This is a genomic window from Paenibacillus contaminans (assembly GCF_003285015.1).
Classification (GTDB): domain Bacteria; phylum Bacillota; class Bacilli; order Paenibacillales; family NBRC-103111; genus Paenibacillus_V; species Paenibacillus_V contaminans.
Genome location: NZ_QMFB01000016.1, coordinates 134,666 through 160,877, shown reverse-complemented (window position 1 = coordinate 160,877; position 26,212 = coordinate 134,666). Strand labels below are relative to the sequence as shown.

24 protein-coding genes are annotated in these 26,212 nt (G+C 53.2%); 16 read left to right on the top strand and 8 right to left on the bottom strand.

Annotation, left to right across the window (positions count from 1 at the left end; translation table 11 throughout):
• Window positions 1–198 precede the first annotated feature (198 nt).
• The 4 genes from xerD (at window position 199) to DQG23_RS25210 (ending at window position 4,209) form a co-directional block, all read left to right on the top strand.
• Window positions 199–1,095 (top strand): site-specific tyrosine recombinase XerD, encoded by an 897-nt coding sequence (xerD, locus tag DQG23_RS25225; RefSeq protein ID WP_113033801.1) that lies wholly within the window; start codon window positions 199–201, stop codon window positions 1,093–1,095.
• A 142-nt stretch (window positions 1,096–1,237) separates the two neighbouring features.
• Window positions 1,238–2,458 (top strand): phosphopentomutase, encoded by a 1,221-nt coding sequence (gene deoB / locus DQG23_RS25220; protein WP_113033800.1) that lies wholly within the window; start codon window positions 1,238–1,240, stop codon window positions 2,456–2,458.
• Window positions 2,458–3,309, top strand: coding sequence for a purine-nucleoside phosphorylase (locus DQG23_RS25215; RefSeq protein ID WP_113033799.1), 852 nt, complete (start codon window positions 2,458–2,460; stop codon window positions 3,307–3,309). The genes deoB and DQG23_RS25215 overlap by 1 nt, the downstream gene beginning before the upstream one ends.
• Before the next feature lie 36 nt (window positions 3,310–3,345).
• Window positions 3,346–4,209, top strand: coding sequence for a purine-nucleoside phosphorylase (locus DQG23_RS25210; RefSeq protein ID WP_113033798.1), 864 nt, complete (start codon window positions 3,346–3,348; stop codon window positions 4,207–4,209).
• A gap of 74 nt (window positions 4,210–4,283) precedes the next feature.
• Here the strand turns inward: DQG23_RS25210 and DQG23_RS25205 are convergent, their stop codons facing one another.
• Both DQG23_RS25205 and DQG23_RS25200 read right to left on the bottom strand, forming a co-directional pair.
• On the bottom strand, window positions 4,284–5,957 hold the full coding sequence (locus DQG23_RS25205; RefSeq protein WP_113033797.1) for a putative ABC transporter permease subunit: 1,674 nt from the start codon (window positions 5,955–5,957) through the stop codon (window positions 4,284–4,286).
• On the bottom strand, window positions 5,950–6,675 hold the full coding sequence (locus DQG23_RS25200) for an ABC transporter ATP-binding protein (RefSeq protein WP_113033796.1): 726 nt from the start codon (window positions 6,673–6,675) through the stop codon (window positions 5,950–5,952). Before DQG23_RS25200 ends, DQG23_RS25205 begins: the two co-directional genes overlap by 8 nt.
• Window positions 6,676–6,989: 314 nt before the next feature.
• Here DQG23_RS25200 and DQG23_RS25195 point away from each other — a divergent pair, with 314 nt between their 5' ends.
• The 4 genes from DQG23_RS25195 (at window position 6,990) to DQG23_RS25175 (ending at window position 11,896) form a co-directional block, all read left to right on the top strand.
• A complete protein-coding gene (locus DQG23_RS25195) occupies window positions 6,990–7,367 on the top strand; it encodes a cupredoxin domain-containing protein (protein ID WP_113033795.1) in 378 nt (125 codons plus the stop codon).
• 290 nt (window positions 7,368–7,657) lie between these two features.
• The gene (locus DQG23_RS25190) at window positions 7,658–8,995 is read left to right on the top strand and encodes a pyrimidine-nucleoside phosphorylase (protein WP_113033794.1); all 1,338 of its coding nucleotides are present in this window, start codon (window positions 7,658–7,660) and stop codon (window positions 8,993–8,995) included.
• A gap of 32 nt (window positions 8,996–9,027) precedes the next feature.
• On the top strand, window positions 9,028–10,203 hold the full coding sequence (locus DQG23_RS25185) for a MalY/PatB family protein (RefSeq protein ID WP_113033793.1): 1,176 nt from the start codon (window positions 9,028–9,030) through the stop codon (window positions 10,201–10,203).
• Between the two features lie 877 nt (window positions 10,204–11,080).
• On the top strand, window positions 11,081–11,896 hold the full coding sequence (locus tag DQG23_RS25175) for a lipoate--protein ligase family protein (RefSeq protein ID WP_113033791.1): 816 nt from the start codon (window positions 11,081–11,083) through the stop codon (window positions 11,894–11,896).
• Here DQG23_RS25175 and DQG23_RS25170 read toward each other — a convergent pair whose 3' ends face one another.
• Window positions 11,897–12,625 carry an alpha/beta hydrolase gene (locus tag DQG23_RS25170; RefSeq protein ID WP_113033790.1) on the bottom strand — a complete coding sequence of 243 codons (729 nt, stop codon included), beginning with the start codon at window positions 12,623–12,625 and terminating at the stop codon, window positions 11,897–11,899.
• Window positions 12,626–12,971: 346 nt separating this feature from the next.
• Here DQG23_RS25170 and pdhA point away from each other — a divergent pair, with 346 nt between their 5' ends.
• The 4 genes from pdhA to lpdA all read left to right on the top strand — a co-directional run bounded on the left by pdhA (window position 12,972) and on the right by lpdA (window position 17,992).
• Window positions 12,972–14,066 carry a pyruvate dehydrogenase (acetyl-transferring) E1 component subunit alpha gene (gene pdhA, locus DQG23_RS25165; protein ID WP_113033789.1) on the top strand — a complete coding sequence of 365 codons (1,095 nt, stop codon included), beginning with the start codon at window positions 12,972–12,974 and terminating at the stop codon, window positions 14,064–14,066.
• Between the two features lie 73 nt (window positions 14,067–14,139).
• The gene (locus DQG23_RS25160; protein WP_113033788.1) at window positions 14,140–15,120 is read left to right on the top strand and encodes an alpha-ketoacid dehydrogenase subunit beta; all 981 of its coding nucleotides are present in this window, start codon (window positions 14,140–14,142) and stop codon (window positions 15,118–15,120) included.
• A 108-nt stretch (window positions 15,121–15,228) separates the two neighbouring features.
• Window positions 15,229–16,569, top strand: a complete 1,341-nt coding sequence (locus DQG23_RS25155) for a dihydrolipoamide acetyltransferase family protein (RefSeq protein WP_113033787.1) — start codon at window positions 15,229–15,231, stop codon at window positions 16,567–16,569.
• Window positions 16,570–16,573: 4 nt separating this feature from the next.
• A complete protein-coding gene (lpdA, locus tag DQG23_RS25150) occupies window positions 16,574–17,992 on the top strand; it encodes a dihydrolipoyl dehydrogenase (RefSeq protein WP_113033786.1) in 1,419 nt (472 codons plus the stop codon).
• 123 nt (window positions 17,993–18,115) lie between these two features.
• Here lpdA and DQG23_RS25145 read toward each other — a convergent pair whose 3' ends face one another.
• Window positions 18,116–18,592 (bottom strand): hypothetical protein, encoded by a 477-nt coding sequence (locus tag DQG23_RS25145; RefSeq protein WP_113033785.1) that lies wholly within the window; start codon window positions 18,590–18,592, stop codon window positions 18,116–18,118.
• A gap of 194 nt (window positions 18,593–18,786) precedes the next feature.
• Between DQG23_RS25145 and DQG23_RS25140 the strand changes: the two genes are divergently transcribed.
• From DQG23_RS25140 to sigF, 4 genes are all read left to right on the top strand, one after another.
• A complete protein-coding gene (locus DQG23_RS25140; RefSeq protein ID WP_113033784.1) occupies window positions 18,787–20,004 on the top strand; it encodes a D-alanyl-D-alanine carboxypeptidase family protein in 1,218 nt (405 codons plus the stop codon).
• Between the two features lie 179 nt (window positions 20,005–20,183).
• Window positions 20,184–20,537 (top strand): anti-sigma F factor antagonist, encoded by a 354-nt coding sequence (gene spoIIAA / locus DQG23_RS25135; protein ID WP_113033783.1) that lies wholly within the window; start codon window positions 20,184–20,186, stop codon window positions 20,535–20,537.
• Window positions 20,534–20,980 carry an anti-sigma F factor gene (gene spoIIAB / locus DQG23_RS25130; RefSeq protein WP_113033782.1) on the top strand — a complete coding sequence of 149 codons (447 nt, stop codon included), beginning with the start codon at window positions 20,534–20,536 and terminating at the stop codon, window positions 20,978–20,980. The genes spoIIAA and spoIIAB overlap by 4 nt, the downstream gene beginning before the upstream one ends.
• Window positions 20,981–20,992: 12 nt before the next feature.
• Entirely contained in the window at window positions 20,993–21,748 is a 756-nt protein-coding gene (gene sigF / locus DQG23_RS25125; protein ID WP_113033781.1) for an RNA polymerase sporulation sigma factor SigF, read from the top strand.
• A 110-nt stretch (window positions 21,749–21,858) separates the two neighbouring features.
• On the opposite strand, the gene DQG23_RS25120 is transcribed toward sigF, so the two are convergent.
• Genes DQG23_RS25120 through DQG23_RS25105 form a run of 4 tightly spaced genes read right to left on the bottom strand, consistent with a single transcriptional unit; the run spans window position 21,859 to window position 26,181 of the window.
• A complete protein-coding gene (locus tag DQG23_RS25120; protein ID WP_113033780.1) occupies window positions 21,859–23,163 on the bottom strand; it encodes a GerAB/ArcD/ProY family transporter in 1,305 nt (434 codons plus the stop codon).
• Between the two features lie 6 nt (window positions 23,164–23,169).
• Window positions 23,170–23,400, bottom strand: a complete 231-nt coding sequence (locus DQG23_RS25115) for a hypothetical protein (RefSeq protein WP_113033779.1) — start codon at window positions 23,398–23,400, stop codon at window positions 23,170–23,172.
• Window positions 23,401–23,408: 8 nt separating this feature from the next.
• Window positions 23,409–24,593: a Ger(x)C family spore germination protein gene (locus DQG23_RS25110; protein WP_113033778.1), complete on the bottom strand. Its 1,185-nt coding sequence runs from the start codon at window positions 24,591–24,593 to the stop codon at window positions 23,409–23,411.
• The gene (locus DQG23_RS25105; RefSeq protein ID WP_113033777.1) at window positions 24,571–26,181 is read right to left on the bottom strand and encodes a spore germination protein; all 1,611 of its coding nucleotides are present in this window, start codon (window positions 26,179–26,181) and stop codon (window positions 24,571–24,573) included. The genes DQG23_RS25110 and DQG23_RS25105 overlap by 23 nt, the downstream gene beginning before the upstream one ends.
• Window positions 26,182–26,212 lie beyond the last annotated feature (31 nt).

The window sequence follows — 26,212 nt, the reverse complement described above, 5'->3', positions numbered from 1 at the left end:
GGCTCGGTTTTTCTGTTTATTGGGAAAACCGCATGTTTCGAAGCTGCGATTCTCACGAACTTTGACAGTTCATGTGAGTTTTTTGGCCGCGGGAGAAGGAAATCGTTTTGCCGGTGTGGAATCATTGATTAGAGAACCGTCTTCCGCTGTAGTTGCGAAGGCGGTGCGGAAAGTCATGTTATTCAAGCGGAGGAAACAATGAAAGACCAGATGCAATCGTATTTGAGCTTCTTAGCCGTCGAACGAGGGTTGTCGGCGAATACGCTCAACGCTTACGAAAGAGACATATCGCAATATATCGATTATTTGCAGGAAAGCGGCATCGGCGCGGCTAGGGAGACGTCGAAAGTGCATGTTCTGCAATATTTGCAAAAACTCAAAAAGCTTGGCCGGGCAGCCGCCTCGGTCTCCCGCTGCTTGGTGTCGATTCGCTCTTTCCACCGTTATTTGCTTAGAGAGCGTTTAGCGGAAACCGATCCGACGGCAAACCTGGAGTCGCCGAAGCTGGACAAGCGTCCCCCCAGCGTGCTGACCGTCGCGGAGGTGGAACAGCTGCTGGAAGCGCCCGATTTGACGACGCCGCACGGCATCCGCGACAAGGCGATGCTGGAGGTGCTGTATGCAACCGGGATCCGCGTTTCGGAGCTCATATCGCTCGATATCGACAGCGCGAATACGACGATGGGTTTTATGCGGTGCATGGGCAAGGGAGCCAAGGAGCGGATCATTCCTTTGGGGCGCGTAGCTGCCCGCTGGCTGGAGCCTTATATGCAGGACATCAGATCGCAGCTCATACGCAAGCGTGAGAACGAGCAGGCACTATTCATCAACCATCTGGGCACCAGATTATCCAGGCAGGGCTTCTGGAAAATCATCAAGAAATATGCGCGTGATATTCGGATAACGAAGGAAATAACGCCGCATACGCTGCGTCATTCGTTTGCGACGCATCTGCTGGAGAACGGGGCCGACTTGCGCGCCGTCCAGGAAATGCTCGGGCATGCGGATATTTCGACAACGCAAATTTATACGCAGGTTACCAAAGTCAAGATGAAGGACGTATACGACCGCGCGCATCCGAGAGCGCACTTGTAAAGTCGGCCGGTCTTAAAACGGGCGGGGTAGTCCGCCGGACTGTAACAACATAAGTTGAACGGAAGAAGCCGGCAAGGAGTACGGATGAAATGGACTCCCTATTCATGGGTTCAGCTTATTTAGATAACACGGAGGGACTGCTATGAGCTACAAAAGAATATGCCTGATCGTACTGGACAGCGTAGGAATCGGCGAGCTGCCCGATGCGGCAACCTTCGGGGATGCAGGCTCACATACGCTCGGCCATATTGCGGAGCGTGTGCCCGGTTTTGCCGTTCCGAACCTGCAGAGGCTGGGACTGGGAAATATCGCGGCGCTCGCTGGTGTAGAAGCCTCGGCAAATCCGGAGGCGGTTTACGGCAAAATGGCGGAGGTTTCCGTAGGCAAGGATACGATGACCGGTCATTGGGAGCTGATGGGATTAAGGGTTGAAATTCCGTTTCAAACTTACCCGGAAGGCTTTCCGGAAGAGCTGATTCGCCGGTTCGAGGAGGAAACGGGCCGCAAAACGATCGGCAACAAGCCTGCTTCCGGAACGGAAATACTCGTCGAGCTGGGCGAGGAGCAGATGCGGACAGGCGCTTGGATCGTCTACACATCCGCAGACAGCGTGTTTCAGCTTGCCGCTCACGAAGAGATTATTCCTCTTGATGAGCTGTACCGCGCTTGCGAAGCTGCCCGCCGACTGACCATGGATCCGAAGTTCGCGGTCGGACGCGTCATTGCGCGGCCGTATACCGGCAAGCCTGGCGCTTTCGCAAGAACGCCGAACCGGCATGATTATGCGGTCAAGCCTCCGGCCCCCACAGTGATGAACGCACTGAAGGATGGCGGGTACGATTGCATTGCGATCGGTAAAATCAACGATATTTATTCGGGCGAAGGCGTAACCTCGGCTTTGTCTACCAAAAGCAACGAAGACGGCATCGATAAAACGATTGAAGCTTTGGAAAAACCGTTCCGCGGCCTTTTGTTCACGAACCTCGTCGATTTCGACTCGCTTTACGGTCATCGACGCGATCCGCAAGGATATGCGAACGCTTTGATGGAGTTCGACGGGCGGCTTCCCGAGATCATGAAGCGGCTCGAGCCGTCCGATTTGCTCGTCTTAACCGCCGATCACGGCAATGATCCATTCCATGCCGGGACGGACCATACGCGCGAGTATGTCCCGCTGCTTGCCTGGAGCCCTTCGTTCAGCGATCCGGCCGGCTCCGGCGGGGAACGGTCGATCGGGGTGCGAAGCACTTTCGCCGACTTGGGCGCGACTATCGCCGAAAATTTCGGCCTCAAGCAGCCCGCCCATGGCGAAAGCTTTCTTAGCAAGCTGCCGAAGCCGAACGGTGCAGAGGAGGGGCGTTAATGAACAGCTCGAATCTAAGCGGATCGCTGGACCAAATCCCGCAAGGACAGTTGGTCCGTGAGGCAGCAGACTACTTGAGGCCGAAATTGCAGAACCCGAAGATCGGGTTAATACTTGGCTCCGGGCTGGGCGTACTGGCCGATCTGATCGAAGAGGCGACGGTTTTCCCATATGGCGACGTGCCGCATTTTCCCGTATCGACTGTAGAAGGACATGCCGGCGAGCTGGTCGCGGGTACGGTCCAAGGCAAAGGCGTGCTGATGATGAAAGGCCGTTTTCATCTATACGAAGGTTATGAAGGCGGCTCCGTTACATTCCCGGTGCGCGTCATGAAAGCGCTCGGCGTCGAGACGCTTATCGTGACGAATGCGGCAGGCGGTGTAAATACCGGCTTCCGGGTCGGGGATTTGATGCTGATATCCGATCACATCAATCTGATGAACCGGAGCCCGCTGATCGGTCCGAACGATCCGTCCTTCGGCGTTCGTTTTCCGGACATGTCGGAGGCGTACGCCAAAAGGCTCCGGGCGCTGGCGCATGAAGCCGCAGCCGAGCAAGGTATCGCGCTTCAAGAAGGCGTATATGCGGGCTTGCTCGGTCCGACCTACGAGACGCCTGCGGAAATTCGCATGGTCCGTACGCTCGGCGGCGATGCGGTAGGCATGTCGACGGTGCCGGAGGTTATCGCAGCGAGGCATGCGGGAATCGAGGTGCTCGGCATTTCCTGCATCACGAATATGGCGGCGGGCATACTGGAGCAAAAGCTTTCGCATGCAGAAGTGATCGAAACGACGGAGCGCGTCAAGCAAACGTTCCTCAGCTTGGTGCTGGGGATTATCGCCAAGCTGTAACTCGCTTAAGAAAATGCGGACAGGAGGAGTATCACGATGACGGTGACGGTGGGCGGGCTCACGTATTTGGAGCAAATTCGCGAAGCGGTTTCTTATATTCAAAGCAGATTGGGCGGTTCAAGCCCGAAGCTCGGGCTTATTCTCGGGTCGGGTTTGGGCGATTTGGCGGAGCGGGTCGCCGATCCGGTTACGATTCCTTATTCCGAGGTGCCGCATTTTCCGGTATCGACGGTGGAAGGCCACGCCGGTCAATTCGTGGCCGGTACGCTTGAAGGCAAAAGCGTAATCGTGATGCAGGGACGGTTTCATTATTATGAAGGGTATGCGATGCGCAAGGTCGTGTTTCCCGTTTATGTGTTGAAGGAGCTGGGCGTCGAGTGCCTGGTCATTACGAATGCTGCCGGAGGCATGAACCGTGTTTTTCAGGCGGGCGATTTGATGCTGATCGCCGATCACATTAATATGACGGGCGACAATCCGCTGATCGGACCCAATCATTCGGAGCTGGGGGTTCGTTTTCCGGATATGTCCGAAGCGTACAGCAAATTGTACAGGGAGCTGGCGCACCGGCTTGCCGGCGAGCTGGAGGCCGGAGACGGTCGGAAGCTGCAGGAGGGCGTGTACTGCGGGATCAGCGGTCCGGCGTACATGACGCCTTCGGAGCTTACGATGCTGGCCCGCCTCGGCGGCGATGCCGTCGGCATGTCGACCGTCGGCGAAGTGATTGCCGCCCGTCACTGCGGACTGAGTGTGCTTGGCATTTCCTGTATTACCGATATGGCGGTGGGAGAAGAGCTTGAGCCCCTCACGCATGAGCAGGTCGTAGCCGTCGCGAACCGGACGAAGCCGAAGTTCATTGAGCTCGTAAAGGCGTTCGTTCGCGAGGTAGAGGTTTCATAAACGGAAAATGAAAGACCGTCCGGCTTTAATGCCGGACGGTCTTTCATTTTTATGGAATCGCAGCAGGAACTATGTTACCCTTCGATCTTGTTCAACCATAACGGGCCCTTAGTCATCAGCACTCTGTAAAGAATGACGTTCAGCACTACAAATATGACCATGATGCCGGTGAATGCAACCGGCAAGGACAATTGAAAATAGAAGCCGAGAAACACGACGGCGGCAGCCAAAGCTACGCTGATCAAGGTGCTGAATAAAACGTTTATATTTTGCTTGACGGCCTTCTGTTCGTTCTCCCAATGAAGCTTTGGAAAGTTGATATCGATCAAGATGCCGAAAAACGTGACAAGCAGCATGCCAGGAATGCCGACGAGAGCCAGCAGCACTACCAGAAGCGGCGACAGATGCAGCACGGCGGCGCCTACCCCAAGCAATAAAACCATCGTAATCATACAAAGGACGAATCCTGACAGCGTTTTGGCCAATATCATCGTCCCGTAAGGCACAGGTAAGTATTTATTGACGAACATGGACGCTCCTTCGCGAGAGATCGCTGTGGGAGACGTATTGTTGGCTCCGGCAACAAAAAGGAATAATGCGAAGCCTACGCATAGCACGGCACCGGACGAATCGCTGTTGGTGATGAACTCGCCAAGCGATTCCAGAGCGCCCCTACCGCCGGATTGCGCCATGACCGGAAGCAGAAGAAGAACCGGCCATAAGAAACACATTAACACGCAATTTAGGAAGTAAGCGGGCGTCCGGATCAAAATGCGCATTTCTTTGATCAGGTATGCCGTCAGCGCCGAATTTTGCTTCGTTTCCTTGGCGAATTCGCTGCTGCTGAGCGCTTTTCTTTTGGAGCCGGATTCGGACATTCCCATGACGCCGCGGAAGTATAGCCACTCGCCGAGAAGCATAAAAACTACGGTGACGAGAGCGGACAAGGCGACGAACAGCACAAGTCCGGCTAAGCCTTTCCATGCCAGCTCGTTGAGTAGAGCGGTCGCCGCAAATTTGACTGTCGGGAACATTTGCACGGCCGTATCCAAAAACGAATTGTTGCCGGACTGCAGCATGTCCTGCAGCTCTTGGGGGTTTAGCGAAGCGCGCGTGTACCTCTGGAACAGCATGTTCGCGCCCAAGCCGACGATGATGGCCGCCGCTCCGCCGATCATCCGGTAACGATCCTTATGCTTCGCGACATTCGTAAACCGCATTACGATCATCGCGATGATCGAAGCAATGACGAGCGGAATGACGGGCAGCGCCGCGAAGACAATTGCGCCGTAAACATAAAATAAGAGCCCGGCACCGCTTTTCAAGCCGAATGCAATAAGCAGCGGAACCATCAAAAACATCTCGGTTACATACTGATAAACGAGCGTAACCATAAATTTCGCCGCTAATATTTGCGACGGCTTCACCGGAAGCGGAAGTAAATGCTCGACATCTTGGGAAAAATAATAAACGTTGATGACGTAAAAGATGCCGAACACGAAAATGACAATGCTGGAAGCGGCAAGCCCGAAGCCGAGAAGAGAGCCTTCCTGACCGATTGGCGCCAGCACGTCGTACAGTTTGGCGATGAACGTGCCGAGCGTAAAAGCAAGCGGCAAAAACGCGACGAAAAGGAGGGCGGTCAGCAAATACGATTTGACCCGGCTGCCGGATTTACCGATGCTTTTGCCGAAAAGTCCGCTGCCGTTCTTCCATAACATTCGTGTGAGCGCAAAGGTTTTATTCATGGCCGGTCATCTCCAAGAACATGCTTTCCAGGGAGGCGTTCGTCTTCGAATGCTCCTGAAGCTCGCGGAACGTGCCGCAAAATTGGATGACACCCCGATTGATGATCGCGACGCGGTCGCAGAGCTTTTCCGCGACCTCTAGAACGTGTGTGGAGAAGAAGACGGCTTTTCCGCTGTCCGCATGTTCCCGCATCATCTCCTTGAGCGTAAATGAAGATTTCGGATCGAGACCGGTGAGCGGTTCGTCGAGAATCCATACGGGAGGATTATGGACCAGCACGCCCATGATGATGATTTTTTGCCGCATGCCGTGGGAATAGCTTTGGATCGGATCGGACAGGACGCGCTGCATATCGAATCGGGCGGCAAATCCGTCGATGCGAGACTGGCGGACGTCTCGGGGCACATCGTACATGTCCGCCATGAAGTTCAAATATTCGATTCCTTTCAGCCTCAGGAACATGTCGGGGCTGTCCGGAACGTAGCCGAACTGTTTTTTGGCTTCCAGCGGATTGCTCCCCATGTCGACGCCGTTAATGCGGATCGTGCCGTGGTCGATGCGATGAATGCCTGTCATCATTTTTATCGTCGTTGTTTTGCCTGCGCCGTTCGGGCCGAGAAATCCGAATATTTCCCCTTTCGGCACGGAAAGACTCAAATTGTCGACGGCTTTAACCGTCCCGTTGTACGTTTTGGAAACAGCGTTTAATTCGATCATATCCCTATCGCTCCCCTTTCGAAACGAACCTGCCGTTCGTTCCCGATTATCTTTTTTTGCTGCATTTCATTGCTCTTGGGGCTTCTTTATCGTATCATGCCCAAGTTGGCAAATAAAGCCATGGTTGCTTACGCTTGCGTTCGCCAATTATACGAATGGGATTCGAAAAACGTTCACTTCGTCCGATTTGTCACAAAAGTTTCACGACTTTGTCATGAAAATCATAAGGAATTGTGCCGGTTTTTTTGTACAATGGGGTGGTGACGATTTTTTGGAATGCGTACAAATGACAGAAGGAAAGAGGGGAATCATCGATGTATAAATGGAGTATGTTCGGGCTTGTCATAATCGCAGTCGTCGTTGGTTTATCCGGGCTGTTTAGCGAAGTGAACAAACATGCCAAAGAAAATGCCTCCGAAGAGGGAGCGGGCAAATCGCTTAAACTCGTAGCCACCAACTTCAAGTTCGATCAACCCGAGTATAAAGTGGCGAAAGGCGAAACGCTCAACGTCGTTTTCCAATCGAAGGAAGGCATTCACGAAGTGGAAATCAAAGGACTTGACGTGACGCTGACGAAAGCGAACTCGATTAAAGAGGTTACTTTCGATAAGCCGGGCGAATACGAAATTCATTGTGTCCTGCCTTGCGGTACAGGTCATTTGGACATGATTTCCAAGTTGATTGTCGAGTAATCGGACAACAGCGATACTGCATTGACGAAACACATACACCAGCCAAAAAGGGCGGGTTGCCGATCGACGGCAGTCCGTTCTTTTTTAATTTCTTAGAAAGTATATCGTGGAACCTTGGTAAACGCCCCGGTCCCAGCTTATGCTTACGAAGTCGCTTTTGAATTTCGGAAAGCGGATTATCGCTCCGTCAAAAAAGACGCCGATGAGATTTATCGTTGTCGCCTATTATAAGGTATAATGAAACGTGCATGGCAATTTACATATATCGTCGCGGCAGGGAGGCAATAACGTTGAGAACGGTTGATTTGATTCGGAAAAAACGGGAAGGCGGCGAAATGACCGCCGAGGAAATCGCTTTTCTGATCGACGGTTATTGTAACGGCGAGATACCCGATTATCAAATGTCGGCCTGGGCGATGGCGGTATGCTTCCGCGGCATGACGGCCCGCGAGACAGCCGATTTGACGCTTGCGATGGCACGCTCCGGCGAACAAATGGACTTGAGCGCGATTCGCGGCGTAAAGGTGGATAAGCACAGTACTGGCGGAGTCGGTGACAAAACAACGCTGATCGTGGCGCCTCTCGTTGCGGCTGCAGGCGTTCCCGTAGCCAAAATGTCGGGCCGCGGACTCGGTCATACGGGCGGAACGATCGATAAGCTCGAAGCGATTCCGGGGTTTAACGTGGAACGAAGCCGCGGGCAATTCATCGAGCAGGTAAATAAGCACGGGCTTGCGCTTGTCAGCCAATCCGGCAATTTAACGCCGGCCGACAAAAAACTGTACGGGTTGCGCGACGTGACGGCAACGGTCGAGTCCATCCCGTTGATTGCAAGCTCCATTATGAGCAAGAAAATCGCTTCGGGCGCGGATGCAATCGTGCTGGACGTGAAAACCGGCGGCGGCGCTTTTATGAAGACGCTGGAGGGTTCGATCGAGCTTGCTCAGGCGATGGTGGCGATAGGCGAGCAGGTCGGCCGCGAAACGGTCGCGCTGATTACCAATATGGACGAGCCGCTTGGTTTTGCGATCGGCAACGCGCTCGAGGTTAAAGAATCGATCGAGACGCTGCGCGGGAACGGGCCGGCCGACTTGCAGGAGCTTTGCATCGCGTTAGGCGCGCACATGCTCGTGCTCGGCAAGCGGGCTGCGGATTTCGAAGAAGCGCAGTCGCTGCTGCGCGAAGCGATCGGCAGCGGCGCCGCGATAGCGAAGCTGCGGGAGCTGATAGATGCGCAAGGAGGCGACATTGCGGTCGTCGACGATACCGGGAAGCTGCCCGGCGCCGCCAAGGTCGTACCGGTGATCGCGGAATCAAAAGGTTTCGTCGCGCATATCGACGCGGAGTCGATCGGCATTGCGGCGATGCTGCTCGGAGCCGGGCGGGCGACGAAAGATGCGGCGATCGATTACGGAGTCGGCATCGTCTTGCGCAAGAAGGTTGGCGATCCGATTGCCGAAGGGGACACGATCGCCGACCTGTACGCACAGCAAGCGGACGAGAAGATGCTGCAGGAGATTGCCGTCCGGGTACAGGCGGCTTATCGCGTCGAATGGGAAGCACCCGCCCGTAAGCCGCTCGTTTATGCAGTCGTAACAAAAGACGGCGTGCGCAGGTTGGATGTATAACAATTCCACACTACTTTTAGAGGTGACGATTTATGACTTACGAATTTGACCGGATTTTGGATCGACGCAATACGAATTCTTATAAATGGGATCAATCCGAACGTTTGTTCGGAAACGAGGACGTGCTGCCGCTGTGGGTGGCGGACATGGATTTCGAAAGTCCTCCGGCCGTCGTCGAAGCGCTAGTAAAGCGGGCTTCGCAGGGAACATACGGGTATACGGTTCGTTCGGAGGGGTATGTGAACGCCATTACCGGCTGGTTTGCTAGAAGGCACGGGTGGGCGATCGATCCGAAATGGCTGACAGATACGCCGGGAATCGTGCCTGCGTTAAGCCTTGCGGTCGAGTTGTTCAGCGAGCCTGGGGGACAAGTTATTTTGCAATCGCCGGTTTATTATCCGTTCTACGACGTGATCAAGATGAACGGACGCGAAGTCGCCAAAAATCCGCTTGTCATCAACAACGGACGATATGAAATGGATTACGCGCATTTGGAGCAATTGATGCAGGGCGGAGCGAAGCTTATGCTGTTGTGCAGCCCGCACAATCCGGGAGGACGCGTCTGGGAACGCGGGGAATTGGAAAAGCTAGCCGAGCTTTGTTTGAAATACGGCGTTATCGTCGTGTCCGACGAAATTCACTGCGATCTTGCGCTGCCGGGACATAAGCATATTCCGTTCGCATCGCTGTCGGATGAAATCGCACAACTTACGCTGACCACCCTGGCCCCGACGAAAACCTTCAACTTGCCCGGGTTGCAATCTTCGTTCGTAGCGATACCGAATCCGGAGCTAAAGCGGAAGTTCGATTACCGGCTTAAGACGTTAAGCTTGCATATGATGCATTTTTTTAATGTGGACGCCGTAGCGGCTGCTTATAACGAAGGGGAAGCGTGGCTTGACGAGCTGAAGGTTTATTTGCAAGGAAACGTCGATTACGCGATCGACTATTTGAACGAGCAATTACCTGAAGTGAAGCCGATGCGTCCCGAGGGCACCTATTTGCTGTGGATCGACTGCCGCGGACTAGGTCTAGATGTTCCAGGCTTGAAGGATCTGATGTTCAAGAAGGCGAAGGTCGCTTTTAGCGAAGGCTCCGTATTCGGAACGGAAGCGGAAGGATATTTGCGCATCAATCTTGCTTGTCCGCGTGCGATTTTGCAGGAAGCGCTCGAGCGCTTTTGCGGTGCCGCCAAGAAACAAACGTAATATAACGGCTGCCCCAGACGTGTTCGCATCTGACGGAAACAATAGGCGGGGCTTTCCAAAAGGGCCCCTTCTTCTCTTGTGAAAGTCTGAGGTAACTGGAAAATCATTTCTACATCTATATCCATCAAGGGCGGGGGGTTTTGGCATAAACGGAGGCATCCTGAAAGTCAATTCCCCTTTTCCTTGCTCCTTAACGAGCTGTTTAGCAATCAAATAAGCTTTCATCCCTCACTTTAGCTGTGGTTTGGAAGCTTTTTTGTTTATATTTTTAGAAGGCCCCTTTCATTAGCGGGCCAATGCCAAATGTCCATTGAAGACGTTTGGCGCTCCTTCCTGATCCGTACACGCCTAACGAACCGATGTCATTAGTCCGTCATCAAGTCTAAAGCTGGTTACGAAAGCAAACACGGAACTCGTAGNAAAGCTGGTTACGAAAGCAAACACGGAACTCGTAGTGGTTATGCACGAACCGTGCGATTAGTGGAGAAAACCTTATTGTTCATGAGGCTGTCCTCACTATTCCACCGGTGAAATGATCGTTTTCGCCAAACAGTGAGGCAAACGCAACTATCAATTTCATTTGCCTCACTACTAGTTGCGTTTGCCTTATTACCTCACCGAAACACGGGTTTCCGGCGAGAAATAGTGAGGTTTTCCTCACGAATAGTAAGCTTTGCCTCATGATGAGGGTCACTATCCGTTGCACAATCAAATGCCTTACATCCTTGAAATCTATAGGATAAGACTTGAAAGACTATTATTCGTACCTGAATTTTTGTCATATCAATGACTTCTCGATGGCTGGATATTGTTTTCTTCACGGCCCGGCATGTAAAATGGGAGATTGAATCCGCTAAGGGAAAGGAAGAGTTTCATTATGCAGCAAAATCCGTGGCCGCAGGGCTTTCATATACTCGATTCAACGGAAGTGCAGCCGGCTTTCGACATCATGTTTCCGTTCGCGTGGGATGAGCTTGCATGCAGGCGCGTAGGGGCGGGTGCGAAACCGATCGTTCACCTATGGCGTCATCCGGGTGCGATGGTTGTCGGACTGCGGGACAGGCGGCTGCCAAACGCAGAAGACGCGATGACACGGCTGCGGCTGGCGGGCTTGGAAACGGTCGTGCGCAATTCCGGCGGGGCTGCGGTTCCGCTGGATCTTGGAGTCGTCAATTTGTCGATCATATTGCCGAATCCCGATAATAACATTCATTTCCGCGAAGATTTTAAAATCATGGTCGAATTGATTCGCGAAAGTTTAGCGCCATGGACGGAGATGGGGGCGGTGGCCGACGGGGAAATCTCAGGCGCCTACTGCCCGGGCGACTACGACCTGAGTATCGGAGGCCGCAAATTTTGCGGGATCGCCCAGCGCAGGCAGACGAAAGCTTATGTCGTGCAAGCTTTCATCGTAGTGGAAGCCAGCGGCGAGGAGAGGGCGGCGCTTGCCCGCCGATTTTACGACGAGGCAGCCGGCGGAACGAACGCTGCCGGATATCCGCTAGTAAGGCCGGGGAGCATGGCGAGCCTACAGGAGCTGGCGGGCGTTCCTTCCGCGGAAGCGTTCGCCGGCTCAGTAAGACGCGTATTAGAAGCGAAATCCGGCGTTATAGTTGATTTTGAAACGGCAGGAGTTACGCGGGAAGAAGTCTCAGAGATGTCGCACAAACTCCGCCAGCGGTATGACAAATGATCAGCCGAGAAACAAGCGAAGCGCGGACGGCAGCTCGTTTTGCCAAAAACCCCATAAATGCTTGCCGTCTTTCTCCTCATAGCTTACTTTTGCGCCGCGTTCGGTTAATAACCGCGCGGCGTTTCGATTTGCCTGCAGGAAATCGTAGACGCCTCTGCTTACCTCGACCGCTTGCTCCTGCAGCCCAACAGCCATAAACAGCTCCAGAAATGACAGATCGGTCTCTTCTTGAAGCCGCAATTGCGTCGCTTCATAGAACGCTCCCGACAAGGCGATGACTTTACGGAATAACTGCGGGGCATCGAGCGCAAGATGCAGGCTTACCGTGCCGCCGAGCGAATCGCCTGCCAAAATACGTTCGTCCGCCGAACGTCTGACGGGAAAGCGCGACTCCACCCCCGGCAGCAGTTCGTTTATGAAAAAATCGCGATACGCCTCGAATCGCGCGCCTGTCGGATCGTATTCCTCCGATCGCAGCGCTTTGTCAACCTCCACGCCTACGATAATGGGCGGCTCCACATTTTCTTCCATGATCATGTAATTCGTTTGGGTAGCGATGCGGCCGAAATTAAAAAATTCCAACCCGTCCTGACAATAAATGACCGGGTATGACAGCAGTTCATTGTATCCCGGCGGTAAATAAACGGTAAGAGGGCGCTCTTTGCCAAGCGCGGATGAGCGGATGTTTTCTTTAACGATCGTTCGGGCGTAATGCCGGCTATCGAACATTTCGGATGAAGCCTCCTTGATTTCTAAAGTGGCGGCCGCTGAACTTTTTATGGACTAAACGGAAACAAACGGCCGATCATGGGTAACAATAGAAGAGATCGCTTTTTGAGAAGACGTCATACTTGCAGGTTTTGCGGCTGAAGACTTTCATGGAAAAACATGAAAACCGCTGTTTGACGGTTGTTTTCGCATAACTGTTATAGTAAAGTTGTTGCTCTGTTTTGCAACAGTTATGGTCGAATATATTCATTTTACAATATTGTTGTGGAAATGTTAACGAAACAGTAATATAATATTTGTATAACAGAGCTTAGTGATCAAACAATTTACAGGTGAGGTGCACGCAATGAGCAATGCAGTCAAAGATCTTCAGAAGCAAACGGATTCGCATGTTGTGAAGGTCGAGCCGGTTACTCCGTTATCTATTCTTTCTCCGGATGGGGATGTAATAAACGAAAGCGCGATGCCGGATTTGAGCAACGACCAGCTGCGCGAGCTGATGAGACGCATGGTGTTTACCCGCACTTGGGACGAACGTGCCGTCAATTTGGGCCGTCAAGGACGCCTTGGCTTCTACGCGCCGGTTTCCGGACAAGAAGCTTCGATGATCGGCAGCGAATTTGCGCTTAACAAGGAAGATTTCATTTGCCCGGGCTATCGCGATATGCCGCAGATCGTTTGGCATGGTCTTCCGATGTACCAAGCTTTCTTATATTCCCGCGGTCATCAGCACGGCGGACAAATTCCTGAAGGTGTCAACGTACTGATGCCGCAAATTATTATCGGCGCGCAAATTTTGCATGCCACGGGCGTTGCAATGGCATTCAAGAAACGCGGCGAGAAGCGCGTTGCCATTACGTATACGGGCGACGGCGGATCCTCTGAAGGGGACTTCTACGAAGGACTGAATTTCGCAGGCTCGTTCAAGCTGCCTGTCGTATATGTGGTTCAGAACAATGGCTATGCGATCACTACGCCATTTGCCAAGCAAACAGCGGCTATGTCGGTAGCTCATAAAGCGGTAGCGGCCGGTATTCAAGGCGTGCAAGTAGACGGCATGGACGTTCTGGCCGTATACAAAGCGGTTAGCGACGCTGCGGAACGCGGGCGCAACGGCGAAGGAGCGACGCTGATCGAAGCGTTGACATACCGTTTCAAGCCGCACTCCATGGCGGACGATACTACAAAGTATCGCACGAAGGAAGAAGAAGGCGAGTGGGAGCCGAAGGATCCTTTGAATCGCTTCCGCAAGTTCCTTACGAAGAAGGGGCTTTGGAACGAAGAGGAAGAAGCGCGCGTGAAAGAAGAAGCGAAGGCTGCCGTAGCCGAGGCGATCAAGAAAGCCGAAGAAACGGAAAAAATGACCGTTGCCGGACTCATCGATTCGATGTTCGAGACGACGCCACAATATTTGGAAGAGCAAAAATCGCAATTCGCGTAACGATATCTTTGTTCCGGCGCCGCTCGCGGCGGTGCCGGACGGCTTGCTTTTACAAGAGGAGGAAAGTGGAACAATGGCACAGATGACAATGATTCAAGCGATAAAAGACGCAATGCGCGTCGAGCTTCAGCGCGATCCGAACGTACTCGTTTTCGGGGAAGACGTGGGCAAGGTCGGAGGCGTATTCCGTGCAACCGAAGGATTGCAAGGAGAGTTCGGCGAGGAGCGCGTTTTCGATACGCCGCTGGCCGAATCGGCAATCGGCGGCTTGGCGGTCGGGATGGGGATTCAAGGCTTCCGTCCGATCGCGGAGATTCAATTTGTGGGCTTTATTTATGAAGCGCTTGACCAAATTTGCGTACAAGCCGCTCGCATGCGCTACCGTTCCGGCGGCCGTTATAATAGCCCGATCACGTTCCGTACGCCTTTCGGCGGCGGAGTAAAAGCGGCCGAGCTTCATACGGACTCGCTCGAAGGTTTGCTCGTGCAGACGCCTGGTATCAAGGTTGTCGTACCTTCAAATCCTTACGATGCCAAAGGCTTGCTCATCTCGGCTATCCGCGACAACGATCCCGTTTTCTTCATGGAGCATCTGAATCTGTACCGTGCATTCCGCGCCGAAGTGCCTGAAGGCGAATATACGGTTCCGATCGGCAAAGCCAATGTGGTCCGCGAAGGCTCGGACGTGACGATCCTGACTTATGGCATGATGGTTCACACTTCCCTTAAAGCGGCGGAAGAGATCGAGAAAACGCGGGGCGCCAAAGTGGAAGTTATCGACCTGCGCACGCTGATGCCGCTCGATATCGATACGATCGTCGAATCGATCAAGAAAACGAACCGCGCTATCGTCGTTCAGGAAGCGCAAAAAACGTCCGGCGTAGCAGCCGAAGTTATCGCTCAAGTCAACGAGAAAGCGATTCTTCACTTGGAAGCGCCTGTGCTTCGCGTGGCTGGACCGGATACCGTGTATCCTTTCGCCCAAATCGAAGACGCTTGGCTGCCTACACCTGCGCGTATCGTAGCGGCGATTAACCAAACGCTCGATTTCTAGAAACGATTTTACGGATATCACAATGAATAAGAGATGACCGATACAGCCCCAAAAGCCTTTAACCGGCCAATGGGGCTACTTAAACGCAAATTGAGGGAGGACACCTGGGTGGCCATTTTTGAATATACGTTCCCGGAGCTTGGCGAAGGCATTCACGAAGGCGAAATCGTCAAGCTGCACATTAAGCCAGGCGACAAGATTACGGACGAAGACATTATTATGGACGTGCAGAACGATAAGGCGACTGTTGAGGTTCCTTGTCCGGTTAACGGCACGATCGTTGAAGTGCGCGTGACGGAAGGACAAATTTGCAATATCGGCGAAGTTGTCGCGACGATCGAAGTCGCCGGCGAAGTACCGGCTTCGCAAAGCGCAGCGGGGGCACATGCGCCTGCACCAGCAGCGGCGGCCGACACTCAGCCTGCAGCGGCTGCACCGGCTCCTTCGGCAACTCCTGCAGCTCCAGCTGCGGCAGCGCCTGCCGCACCCGCTCAACCGGCTGCGGCAAGCGGCGACTCTAAGCTCGTGCTGGCAACGCCAAGCGTGCGGAAGCTCGCTCGCGAGCAAGGCGTAACGATCGCTCAAGTGCCGGCGACCGGCAAGAACGGACGTATCACGCGCGAAGACGTGCTCGCCTTCGCCGGCGGCGGCGCATCTGCAGCTCCGGCCGAAGCGGCGCAAGTTTCGGAAGAAGCTCAGGCGCCGGCGGCAGCCGTAAACGCACCTGCTTCGCAGCCGGTCGGCGATCGCACCGAAGAGCGCGTTCCTTTCAAAGGAATCCGCAAGATCATTGCGAATGCAATGGTCAAATCCGTATATACGGCTCCGCACGTTACGCTGATGGATGAAGTAGACGTAACGCAGCTTGTCGCGCTCCGCCAGAAAGCGAAGCCGCTCGCCGAGAAGAAGGGCGTTAAGCTGACTTACTTGCCGTTTATCGTCAAAGCGCTCGTTGCGGCATGCCGCCAATTCCCGGTTATGAACGCCATGATCGACGAAGCGGCCAACGAGATCGTATACAAAAAGTACTACAACATCGGTATCGCAACGGATACGGACAATGGTTTGATCGTTCCCGTTATTTTCGATGCCGACCGTAAAAACGTCTGGTCCGTCGCTGCGGAGATCAAAGATTTGGCGACCCGCGGACGTGAGGGCAAGCTTGGCGCGAACGAGCTGAAGGGCAGCACGATTTCGATTACGAACATCGGCTCTGCCGGCGGCATGTTCTTTACGCCTGTCATCAACTTCCCGGAATCGGCCATCCTTGGGACAGGCCGCATCACCGAGAAGCCGGTCGTCAAAAACGGCGAGATCGTCATCGCTCCTGTGATGGCGCTGTCCCTAAGCTTCGACCACCGGATCGTCGACGGCGCAACCGCGCAAAACTTCTTGAACTATATCAAGCAGCTTCTGGCCGATCCCGAGCTGCTCGTGATGGAGGTATAATCCGATGGTAGTAGGAGACGCATCTCTAGATATTGACGTTCTAGTCATCGGTGCAGGCCCCGGCGGTTATGTTGCCGCTATACGTGCCGCACAGCTGGGCAAGAGCGTACTCATCGTCGATAAATCCGAATTAGGCGGCGTGTGCTTAAATCGCGGCTGCATACCGTCCAAAGCACTCATTTCGGCTGCTCACCAATACGAAGCGGCGAAGCATGGCGAAGCTATCGGCATCAAAGCGGAAAACGTATCGGTCGATTTTACGAAGGTGCAGGAATGGAAATCGTCCATCGTCAAAAAACAGATCGGCGGCGTGTCGACTCTGTTGAAGGGCAACAAGATCCAAACGTTCCAAGGCGAGGTCATGTTCATCAATGAATCGGAAGCGCGCGTATTCAACGATCAAGAAGCGCCTCGCTACCGTTTTCAGCACTGTATCATTGCAACGGGATCGCGCCCGATCGAGCTGAAGGCATTCCCGTACGGCGGCCGTATTTTATCTTCGACCGAAGCGCTTGAGCTTAAGGAAATTCCGAAAAGTTTGATCGTCATCGGCGGCGGATATATCGGGATCGAGCTTGGCCAAACGTTCGCGAAATTCGGCACGAAGGTTACCGTTCTGGAAGGCTCGGATACGGTTCTCCCCGGCTTCGAGAAGGAATTCTCGCAGCTTGTCGCGCGCAACCTGAAAAAGCTCGATGTCGATGTGCATACGGAGGCGCTCGCGCAAAGCCATGAGAAAACCGAGAACGACGTTACCGTAACGTTCACGGTTAAAGGCGAAGAGAAAAAGGCAACGGCCGAATATGTACTCGTAACCGTAGGGCGCCGCCCGAATACGGACGGAGATCTCGGACTGGATTTGCTAAACATGAAGGTGACGGATCGCGGCTTGATCGAAATCGACGAAAAATGTCAAACGAGCGTACCGAACATTTATGCGATCGGCGATATCGTGGCAGGCCCAGCGCTTGCGCACAAAGCATCTTACGAAGGAAAGGTGGCTGCGGAAGCGATCGCAGGACTTTCCAGCGTGATCGATTATAAAGCCATACCGGCAGTCGTGTTCTCGGATCCGGAAATCGGCAGCGTCGGACTAAGCGAAACCGAAGCGAAGGCGCAAGGTTATACCGTTTCCGTCGGGAAGTTCCCGTTCGCGGCCAACGGACGCGCGCAGTCGCTTAATGCGACCGAAGGTTTCGTGAAGCTCGTAGCCGATAAAGAAACGCAAATCCTGCTTGGCGGACAAGTTGTCGGACCGGAAGCATCGAATCTGATCGCAGAAATCGGTCTTGCCATCGAAATGGGCGCGACCCTGGAAGATATCGCGCTGACGATCCATGCGCATCCTACGCTTGGCGAGATCGTGATGGAAGCATCCGAGATCGCGCTTGGCCACCCGATCCATATGCTCGGCAAGCAATAAAAGATAATTGAACATGGCTGTCGCATGCTTTTTCAGAAAAAGAACAGCCTTTGATTCCAACAAAAAACAACCTCCATCCGCTTCCAATCGAAGCGGGATGGAGGTTGTTTGCGTTGGACCGATTTACCGGCTGCCGCCGGTCGAACGCATCCATTTCCGTATAAGGCGGTATACGACATACAAGATAACGGCCCAAAAAACGATGCCGATCAACGAGAAGCCTCCGAAGCCGGCGCCGTATCCGCCGAAGCCGAACGGGTTTAAAATCGATCCGAGCAGCGTTCCTGCGGCCAGCCCGCCGAAGAAGCCGAACCGGCCGGTCGCAGGCGCAGCAGGCGTCTGTCCGGTCGGTTCGTTTACGCGCGTATTTCTGCCCGTTCGGTCGGTACCGGTTGTAGGGGCTCGATACCCGCCTGTAGGCGATCTATAGCTTCCTCTTCCCGCACGGGCGGCTTGGGATTCGATTGTTTCGTCCGCCTCGGGACTCGTTTGTTCGACGACAGGCGACGGAAGCGGAAGGACAATCTCCGCATGTACGGAGGGCACGACAGGCAGCATAAGCAAGAAAACAACGATAACCGAACTTAGTATAACCTTCATGCATACAACCCCGTTTCATGGTTTTAAAACGATCAAACGTTCACACGACTGTACGCTTCTATTTTTAGCAATCGATTTCCCCTCTATGCGGCATTAGAATCACCGCTCTGTCCGAATATTTTCCAGACAATTGGTCAACAATGGATAAGAAGCAGCAGAAAGCTAGGAAAAACATGCTCGGAGGGGTAGAGAATATGCTGAAAAGAACGATTGCAACCTTACTTTGTCTGCACATCGCCGTTTTCGGAGTGCTGACGCCAGCAGCGTTTGCCGAACCGAAGGCGGACGCTGCCAAGCCGGCCGGAGAAGCAAAGGCGGCGGAGCCCAAAGCTATCGATTTGACGCCGAATGCGCGGTCGGCCGTTCTGATGGATGTCGATACCGGAACGATAATGGCGCAAAAAAATATGGACGAAAAGCTGCCTCCCGCGAGCATCACGAAAATCATGACGATGCTGTTGATTATGGAGTCGCTTGATCAAGGCAAAATCAAGATGGACGATAAAGTCCGGACAAGCGAATATGCGGCTTCCATGGGCGGCTCGCAAATTTTCCTCGAGCCGGGCGAAGAAATGACCGTGCAGGATATGCTGAAAGGGATAGCGATGGCGTCCGGCAACGACGCTTCGGTGGCTATGGCGGAGAAAATCGCCGGCTCCGAAGAAGCTTTCGTCCAAATGATGAACGAGCGGGCGCAGCAGCTTGGCATGAAAAACACGCATTTCGTCAACTGCAACGGCCTTCCGGCGGATAATCATTACACGACTGCGCAAGATATTGCGATCATGTCCCGCGAGCTGCTGAAGCATGAGGAAATCACGAAGTTTACTAGCGTATATCAAGATTACCTTCGCAAAGATTCCGAGAAGCCTTTCTGGCTCGTGAATACGAACAAGCTCGTGCGCTTTTATCAAGGCGCAGACGGCTTGAAAACGGGTTATACGAGCGAAGCGAAGTTCTGTTTGTCCGCTACGGCCAAACGCGATAATTTGCGTATCGTTGCAGTCGTCCTGGGCGAGCCTGACACCAAAACACGCAACGCCGAGGTCACAAAGCTGTTCGACTATGCGTTCTCCCAATATACAAATTACTCGATTTTCAAAACGGGCGAAGAAATCGGCACGTTTAAAGTGCGCAAAGGCGTGCTGGAAAACGTTCCGCTTACCGCGAAGCATCAGTATAGCGTTCTGATGAAGAAGGGCGATGCCGGCCAAGGCATCCGCCACGAGCTGGTGCTCGATACGACACTCAAAGCTCCAATCGTCGTAGGCCAAAAAATCGGCAAGCTGGTCGTTTATAAAGACGACAAGCAGCTCGCGGAATTCGATATCGAATCTCCGGTGGAAGTGAGAAAAGCCGGATGGTGGCTGCTGTTCAAACGGACGGCGTCCCATATGTTTTTCAAAGGGTAAGCTTGCATCGGTTTCGTTCCGATCCATAGGCTCTTTTGACGAGTTATGACGCATTTCTTCTAGTTTTGTCGAGGGGCAGGAATCTCCTGTCCGATTGTAGAAATCAATGTTCATGCGTGTTGACGACTCCTATCGGCTTACAAGCCGCTAGGGGTTGCAACAGGAAGGAGTGAACATGGATGAGTCTGCAGATTGAACTGGAACACGTCCGCAAAGCGCTGATCGTCAGACTGCGGGGCGAGCTTGACCACCATACGGCCGAGACGGTTCGCGTCAAAATGGAAGAAGCGATCGAGAAGGGATCGGCGGCACATGTCATCCTTAGCTTAAAAGAGCTGAACTTTATGGACAGTTCAGGGTTGGGCGTTATACTTGGCCGTTACAAGCAAGTTACGGCAAAGGGCGGGAAGATGGTCGTATGCGACGTCAGTCCTGCGGTTTACCGGCTTTTTGAAATGTCGGGCTTCTTCAAAATATTGGCGTTTCAGGAAAACGAACGGCTGGCCGTTTCGAGTCTGGAGGTCGTATCATGAGTAGTCCGAATTTCATGAAGCTGCAATTCGCAAGCCGTTCCGAGAACGAATCGTTCGCCCGCGTAGCCGTCGCCGCTTTCGTCTCGCAGCTCGATCCGACGTTAAACGAGCTGACCGACGTGAAAACCGTCGTTTCCGAAGCGGTAACGAATGCGATTATTCACGGCTATGAAAACCGCACTGACGGCACAATTACGATTTCTTGCGAAATAGATGACGACACGGTTTCCATCGCCGTAGAAGACCAGGGCATCGGTATCGCCGATATCGAGCAAGCCCGGCAGCCGCTCTTTACGTCGAAGCCCGAGCTGGAACGATCGGGAATGGGCTTCACGATTATGGAAAACTTTATGGATCGGATCGAAATAGTTACGACACCCGGCAAAGGCACCTTGGTAAGAATGACGAAGCGCATCGAAACGAAAAAAGCTCTCGTTAACTAGGGGTAATCAATTATGGATGTCGATTTGAAGAACGCCTCACACAGTTACCTTGATGATGCCGAAGTCAAACGGCTCATTGCCCTCAGTCAATCCGGCGATAACGTGGCCAGAGACACGCTGGTCAACTGCAACATCCGGCTCGTCTGGTCGGTCGTGCAGCGTTTTCTTAACCGGGGCTACGAAGCGGAAGACTTGTTCCAGATCGGCTGTATCGGTCTGCTCAAGTCTGTCGACAAATTCGATCTATCCTATGAGGTCAAGTTTTCGACGTATGCCGTTCCGATGATAATCGGAGAAATACAGCGGTTTCTGCGCGACGACGGTACGCTTAAGGTAAGCCGTTCGCTCAAAGAGCTCGCCAATAAGGTTCGCAAGACGAAGGACGAGCTTTCCAAAAGGCTCGGCCGTCTGCCGACAGTCGGCGAAGTGGCCGAAGAGCTGGGGATTACTCCGGAGGAAGTCGTGTTTGCGCAGGAGGCGAACAAGCCGCCGACCTCCATTCACGAAACCGTCTTCGAGAATGACGGCGATCCAATCACGCTGATGGATCAAATAGCCGACGAATCCCAAGACAAGTGGTTCGACAAGCTTGCGCTGAATGAAGCGATCGGAGCGCTGAACGAAAGGGAAAGGCTGATCGTTTATCTCCGGTACTTCCGGGATCAGACGCAGTCCGAGGTGGCGAGCCGGCTGGGCATTTCGCAAGTGCAGGTGTCCCGGCTCGAGAAAAAAATATTGCAATCGATAAAAAACCAGATCGCTCAATGATCTGGTTTTTTTTCCAATTGTCAGAAAGTATATCCTCCGCTGATTGTTCCAATTTCCGGTAAACGCGCTCGTCCTTTAAAGGACGAGCGCGTTTATCCTTGTCTTGCTTTTTATTGCTTTACCGACCTCATCTGCACGCGGCGCAATTCGGTAAGTGCGAAGATGACGGTCAGAAGGAGAAATAATATGTAGCAGCCGACGGATACGATGCCGTAAAAGCCTCGGATATGACCGAAGAAGTTTCCGAATATGATCGCCGCGAAGCATCCTGCGAGCCCCAGCCACAATGCGTGTCCAATCGGCGTGTTCGTCTCGCGAAGCTCATGCTTGCCGCGGCGCCGCAGCCACAATACGGCGAAGAGAACGCCAAAATACAGAAGCTGTACGGCAAAGGTGAACGGGAATATGCCGTAGTTGTTGAAGGTGACGACTTCCATCACATTTTTGAAACAAACTGTCGACAGCATGATGAGGAACAGCCCGGTCATCATATTCAGCTGTTTGTAGCTGTTGTCTTTCGTATAGGTCGCAAGGCCGGTCAAAATCGAAAGATACAGAATCATCATTTTGACCAGGAACAGCGGAAGCCAGGTCGAGAAGACGACCAGATCGACGCGGTCAAGGAAATCGGTAATATGAATCTGTTGAACCAGAATCCAGCCGATGTAAATGATTCGCGAAGCCGTAGTCGGACTGATCACCGTAATGATAAGCAGGGTCCACATCGTCATGATGCCGGCGGACAAAATGATGCCGCTGCGCAGCGAAACGTAAAGCGCCCGCGGATCTTTGACGTTGTTCATAAATGCGCCGAGCAAAATGATGTCTCCGAAGGCGCCCATCCCCAGTATGCCGCTTTCGTACGGCTTGCTCCAGCTTCCGGCGAGCGATGGCTGCAGCTGAGTCAAATCGATTTCATTAAGAAACAGTAAAGGGGCCAGGATAAAGAATAGGAGCAAATATAAAGGAACAAACATATCGTTGGTCCGCACCAGATCCTCGATCGACCCTGCTCCGAAATAGGCAAGCAGCATGACGGTGACCAGAATGATAAACTCCACCGGCGTCCGCAGCAATATCGACGAATTGAAAAAATCGGCGTGAAGCCGGAGCAGCCCGGCCAAATCGTACAATAAGTAGAGGATCAGCAGCCCGTTCAGCAGTCCTCCGATCCATTTGCCGCACAAATGTCTGGAAATTTCGAAAATATTTTTGCCGGGCACCTTTTCCGCGAGTTTATACAGGAGGAAAGCGATGCCTATGCAATACAGGCAAGCGAAGAAAAACGAGTACAGCGAATCCTGCAGGGATAGCTCGGTCAGCGACATGGGCAGGCTTATCATATTCGCGACGGCCAATACGGTGCATACCATTCCCGCAAGCTGTAAACTGCCGATGTAACGCTTATGGCTCATATACGGTTACCCCTTTGTAAATTTCGTGAAAACAGGTATAGTCCGGTCGACCAACCAGCCCGGAAACGAAGGAGGCTTCAGGCCGAACGCATATGCGGTCAACAAATATAAAGTCAAACCCGTCAAACAGATGTAAGCGGCTCTGCTGCCTCTCGAAGCCAAAATTTTGCGGTTGGCGAATACCGTTCGTATTAGCAAAATGCAAAATACCGCAACGAACATCCCATGGTTCCACATGCAAGCAGTCACTCCCTCTGCGCTAAATTCTCGCGAAGCATCCCAATTCTATGTATGCCGGCTTCCACGGAAACATGGAAGTTGCACGTTGGGAAAATATCGTACCAGTTATTTTTCCAGGAACGGTTCCATTGTCCGGGGTAGGAGCGGTACAACAGCTGGCCAAAGCCGGCGGAGTCGCTTCTTTTGTCCTGCAGCTCCTTGATGACACGGCTTATTTCGTTTTGGATTTTGGATGCGACCGCATTCTCTAGCAGCTTCGTTTCATCGGGGTTTTCATAGTTCGGCGAATCGAATGCTTCCGTGATGTAACCCGTCACATCGAACCTCAAATCGTAATGGATGTTGTTTCCGACCAAATATGGCTTTATGATACTGGAATTTTTGCCGATCTGAACCGAATAACGCCCCTTCTCCGTTTGAAAGTTATCCATGTAAGGCTTGAATTTTTGACGAAGCCAGCGAAAGCCGAGGGCGTCTTCATTTTTGATCAGGCCGACCATTTTGCCTTTGCTCGTAATGGCAAAGCCGGATATTTGTATTTCGTTGGACGGATTTTTGTCCTTGATCGGCGCAAACTCCAAATAAGGAAAACGGGCGTCGTCCCCTACGGAATTCATTTGACCGATGACATCTTTAACCCGGATCGGTATCGAAATATCGGATTGGAGCATTTCCCTGATCGCTTCCGTTACGAATCGTTCGATATTTGACTTTGCGGACAAATAATCGGCGGCTTTCCCGCTTGTGACCGCAATCAGTGTCGTAAGTCTGTTGTCCGGTGTCCGGGTCGAACCGTCCATAATTTCGATAAGACCGTCCTTCAATACGTCCTCGCCGTACAGAAGCACTCTCCGATGAGCGAAGTAGAGCTGGCGGGAAAGTCTGTTTTGCAGCTTCTTGGTCGCTTCGCTGGGCGTCCGGCCGAATTCGGAATCGATGGCAAAAGGCTTTTGACCGCCGCTTCCGCCCCCGCCCCCTGATGGGCCGCCCATATTGCCGGGCAGCGGGACGAGCACGCTGACTCTGTAACCGTCCTTCTCTTTATCGACGGCCGATGCCATAATAAACGCCAAATCGTTGATTTCCCGGCGGTCCCAGCACCCGGACAAAAGCGCCGCGCAAGCGGCCGCAACGATGGCCAGCAAGCCGATACGCAACAGCGGCCGGCTATTTTCGGTCGGATTCGTCATTGTCTCCAGCTCCCGTCTCGTTTTGTTGCGAGCCGCTTTTGTCGGCCGTCGATTCGCTCATCCGCGAACGATCGGTCGCGCCGAGGAAATCCGGCCGTTTATCCATGTTCCACCACGGAACGCGGATGACGACATCCTTCAAATCCGTGACGGAAAGCGGTCCGACCGGCGACAAATATGGGATGCCGAAGGAACGGAGCCTCGCCATATGACCCACGATCATCATGACTCCGATAACGATTCCGAGCAGCCCGAAGATGGAAGCCATGATCATTAAAGGGAATCGAAGCGTTCGGATCGAGATGGCGGCGTTGTAGCGGGGCAGCGTAAAGGAAGCGATCCCCGTTACGGATACGACGATAACCATCGCCGCCGATACGATGCCTGCTTGCACGGCCGCTTGTCCTACGACGAGAGCGCCGAGTATGCTGACCGCTTGACCGATCGTCCGCGGCAGGCGTATGCCGGCTTCCCGCAGCGCCTCGAAGGCGATTTCCATTATGAGCGCCTCGATTACGGCGGGGAAAGGTATCGGCTCCCTCGACGCGGCTATGCTGAGCAGCAGATTCGTCGGTATCATTTCCTGATGAAAGGTGGTGACTGCGATATAAATGGCCGGAGCCAGCAGAGCCACAAATAAAAAAACGAGCCGAAGCATGCGAAGCAAGGTCGCCGTCATGAATCGTTCGTAGTAGTCCTCGCTCGCTTGCAGCCAATGGAAGAAGACGGTAGGCGCAATCAGCACGAAGGGAGTGCCGTCGACGAGGATGGCGATTCTGCCTTCCAGCAATGCGGCCGACACGGTGTCCGGACGTTCCGAGTACTGCACTTGAGGGAACGGGGAATAACCGTTGTCTTGAATCAATTCCTCGATATAACCCGATTCGAAAATGCCGTCGATATCGATTTTTTGAATACGGCTGACAATTTCTTCGACAAGCTGCGGATCGACTAGGCCGTGGATATAGGAAACGACGACGTTTGTGTTCGTTTCGCGTCCGACGACGAGCGGCTGCATTTTCAGATTGGGCGATTTGATTTTTCTGCGAATGAGCGAGGTGTTCGTCCGCAGGTTTTCCGTGAAGCCTTCCCTCGGGCCCCGGATGACCGATTCCGTTTCCGGCTCGGATACCGACCGGTGCTCCGAGCCGCGCAGCCCCAGGGCGATGGCCAGTCGGCTGCCGTTGACAAGCAGCACGCTGTCGCCGGACAAAACATGCGAAAGCATATCGCCGTAATTATCCGTATCCGCGAGCTGCGTAACGGGGAGAATCGAGCTTTTGATCCGCTTCATCTGTTCTTCTATCGATTGATGGTGATCCAGAAACATGAGCGTTTTCATTGCAAGATCGACGGAATCGGTTTTGGCGAGCCCGTCAATATAAATGAGAAGGGCGTCCGTGCGGTCATCGAGCTGGAAGTCTCTGATGACGAAATCGGAGCTGTCTTTAAAGATGTCGTTGAGAAACGTCTTGTTCTCTTCCGCCGAGTCGCTGATCGTGCATTTCTTGAGCGCTTCGAGAAACAGCCTGTCGTCTACATGCTGTTGCTGCTGTTTTTCCCGATGCCTTTGCCTTCTTATTCCCATGGCGGCTCCATCCTCGCTTCCGCTCCAAGAT

Excerpts from the sequence above, each read along its gene's own strand:
- xerD (WP_113033801.1), top strand. The coding sequence starts at position 199 with ATGAAAGACCAGATGCAATCGTATTTGAGCTTCTTAGCCGTCGAACGA.
- deoB (WP_113033800.1), top strand. The coding sequence starts at position 1,238 with ATGAGCTACAAAAGAATATGCCTGATCGTACTGGACAGCGTAGGAATC.
- DQG23_RS25215 (WP_113033799.1), top strand. The coding sequence starts at position 2,458 with ATGAACAGCTCGAATCTAAGCGGATCGCTGGACCAAATCCCGCAAGGA.
- DQG23_RS25210 (WP_113033798.1), top strand. The coding sequence starts at position 3,346 with ATGACGGTGACGGTGGGCGGGCTCACGTATTTGGAGCAAATTCGCGAA.
- DQG23_RS25205 (WP_113033797.1), bottom strand. The coding sequence starts at position 5,957 with ATGAATAAAACCTTTGCGCTCACACGAATGTTATGGAAGAACGGCAGC.
- DQG23_RS25200 (WP_113033796.1), bottom strand. The coding sequence starts at position 6,675 with ATGATCGAATTAAACGCTGTTTCCAAAACGTACAACGGGACGGTTAAA.
- DQG23_RS25195 (WP_113033795.1), top strand. The coding sequence starts at position 6,990 with ATGTATAAATGGAGTATGTTCGGGCTTGTCATAATCGCAGTCGTCGTT.
- DQG23_RS25185 (WP_113033793.1), top strand. The coding sequence starts at position 9,028 with ATGACTTACGAATTTGACCGGATTTTGGATCGACGCAATACGAATTCT.
- DQG23_RS25175 (WP_113033791.1), top strand. The coding sequence starts at position 11,081 with ATGCAGCAAAATCCGTGGCCGCAGGGCTTTCATATACTCGATTCAACG.
- DQG23_RS25170 (WP_113033790.1), bottom strand. The coding sequence starts at position 12,625 with ATGTTCGATAGCCGGCATTACGCCCGAACGATCGTTAAAGAAAACATC.
- pdhA (WP_113033789.1), top strand. The coding sequence starts at position 12,972 with ATGAGCAATGCAGTCAAAGATCTTCAGAAGCAAACGGATTCGCATGTT.
- DQG23_RS25160 (WP_113033788.1), top strand. The coding sequence starts at position 14,140 with ATGGCACAGATGACAATGATTCAAGCGATAAAAGACGCAATGCGCGTC.
- lpdA (WP_113033786.1), top strand. The coding sequence starts at position 16,574 with ATGGTAGTAGGAGACGCATCTCTAGATATTGACGTTCTAGTCATCGGT.
- DQG23_RS25145 (WP_113033785.1), bottom strand. The coding sequence starts at position 18,592 with ATGAAGGTTATACTAAGTTCGGTTATCGTTGTTTTCTTGCTTATGCTG.
- DQG23_RS25140 (WP_113033784.1), top strand. The coding sequence starts at position 18,787 with ATGCTGAAAAGAACGATTGCAACCTTACTTTGTCTGCACATCGCCGTT.
- spoIIAA (WP_113033783.1), top strand. The coding sequence starts at position 20,184 with ATGAGTCTGCAGATTGAACTGGAACACGTCCGCAAAGCGCTGATCGTC.
- spoIIAB (WP_113033782.1), top strand. The coding sequence starts at position 20,534 with ATGAGTAGTCCGAATTTCATGAAGCTGCAATTCGCAAGCCGTTCCGAG.
- sigF (WP_113033781.1), top strand. The coding sequence starts at position 20,993 with ATGGATGTCGATTTGAAGAACGCCTCACACAGTTACCTTGATGATGCC.
- DQG23_RS25120 (WP_113033780.1), bottom strand. The coding sequence starts at position 23,163 with ATGAGCCATAAGCGTTACATCGGCAGTTTACAGCTTGCGGGAATGGTA.
- DQG23_RS25115 (WP_113033779.1), bottom strand. The coding sequence starts at position 23,400 with ATGTGGAACCATGGGATGTTCGTTGCGGTATTTTGCATTTTGCTAATA.
- DQG23_RS25110 (WP_113033778.1), bottom strand. The coding sequence starts at position 24,593 with ATGACGAATCCGACCGAAAATAGCCGGCCGCTGTTGCGTATCGGCTTG.
- DQG23_RS25105 (WP_113033777.1), bottom strand. The coding sequence starts at position 26,181 with ATGGGAATAAGAAGGCAAAGGCATCGGGAAAAACAGCAGCAACAGCAT.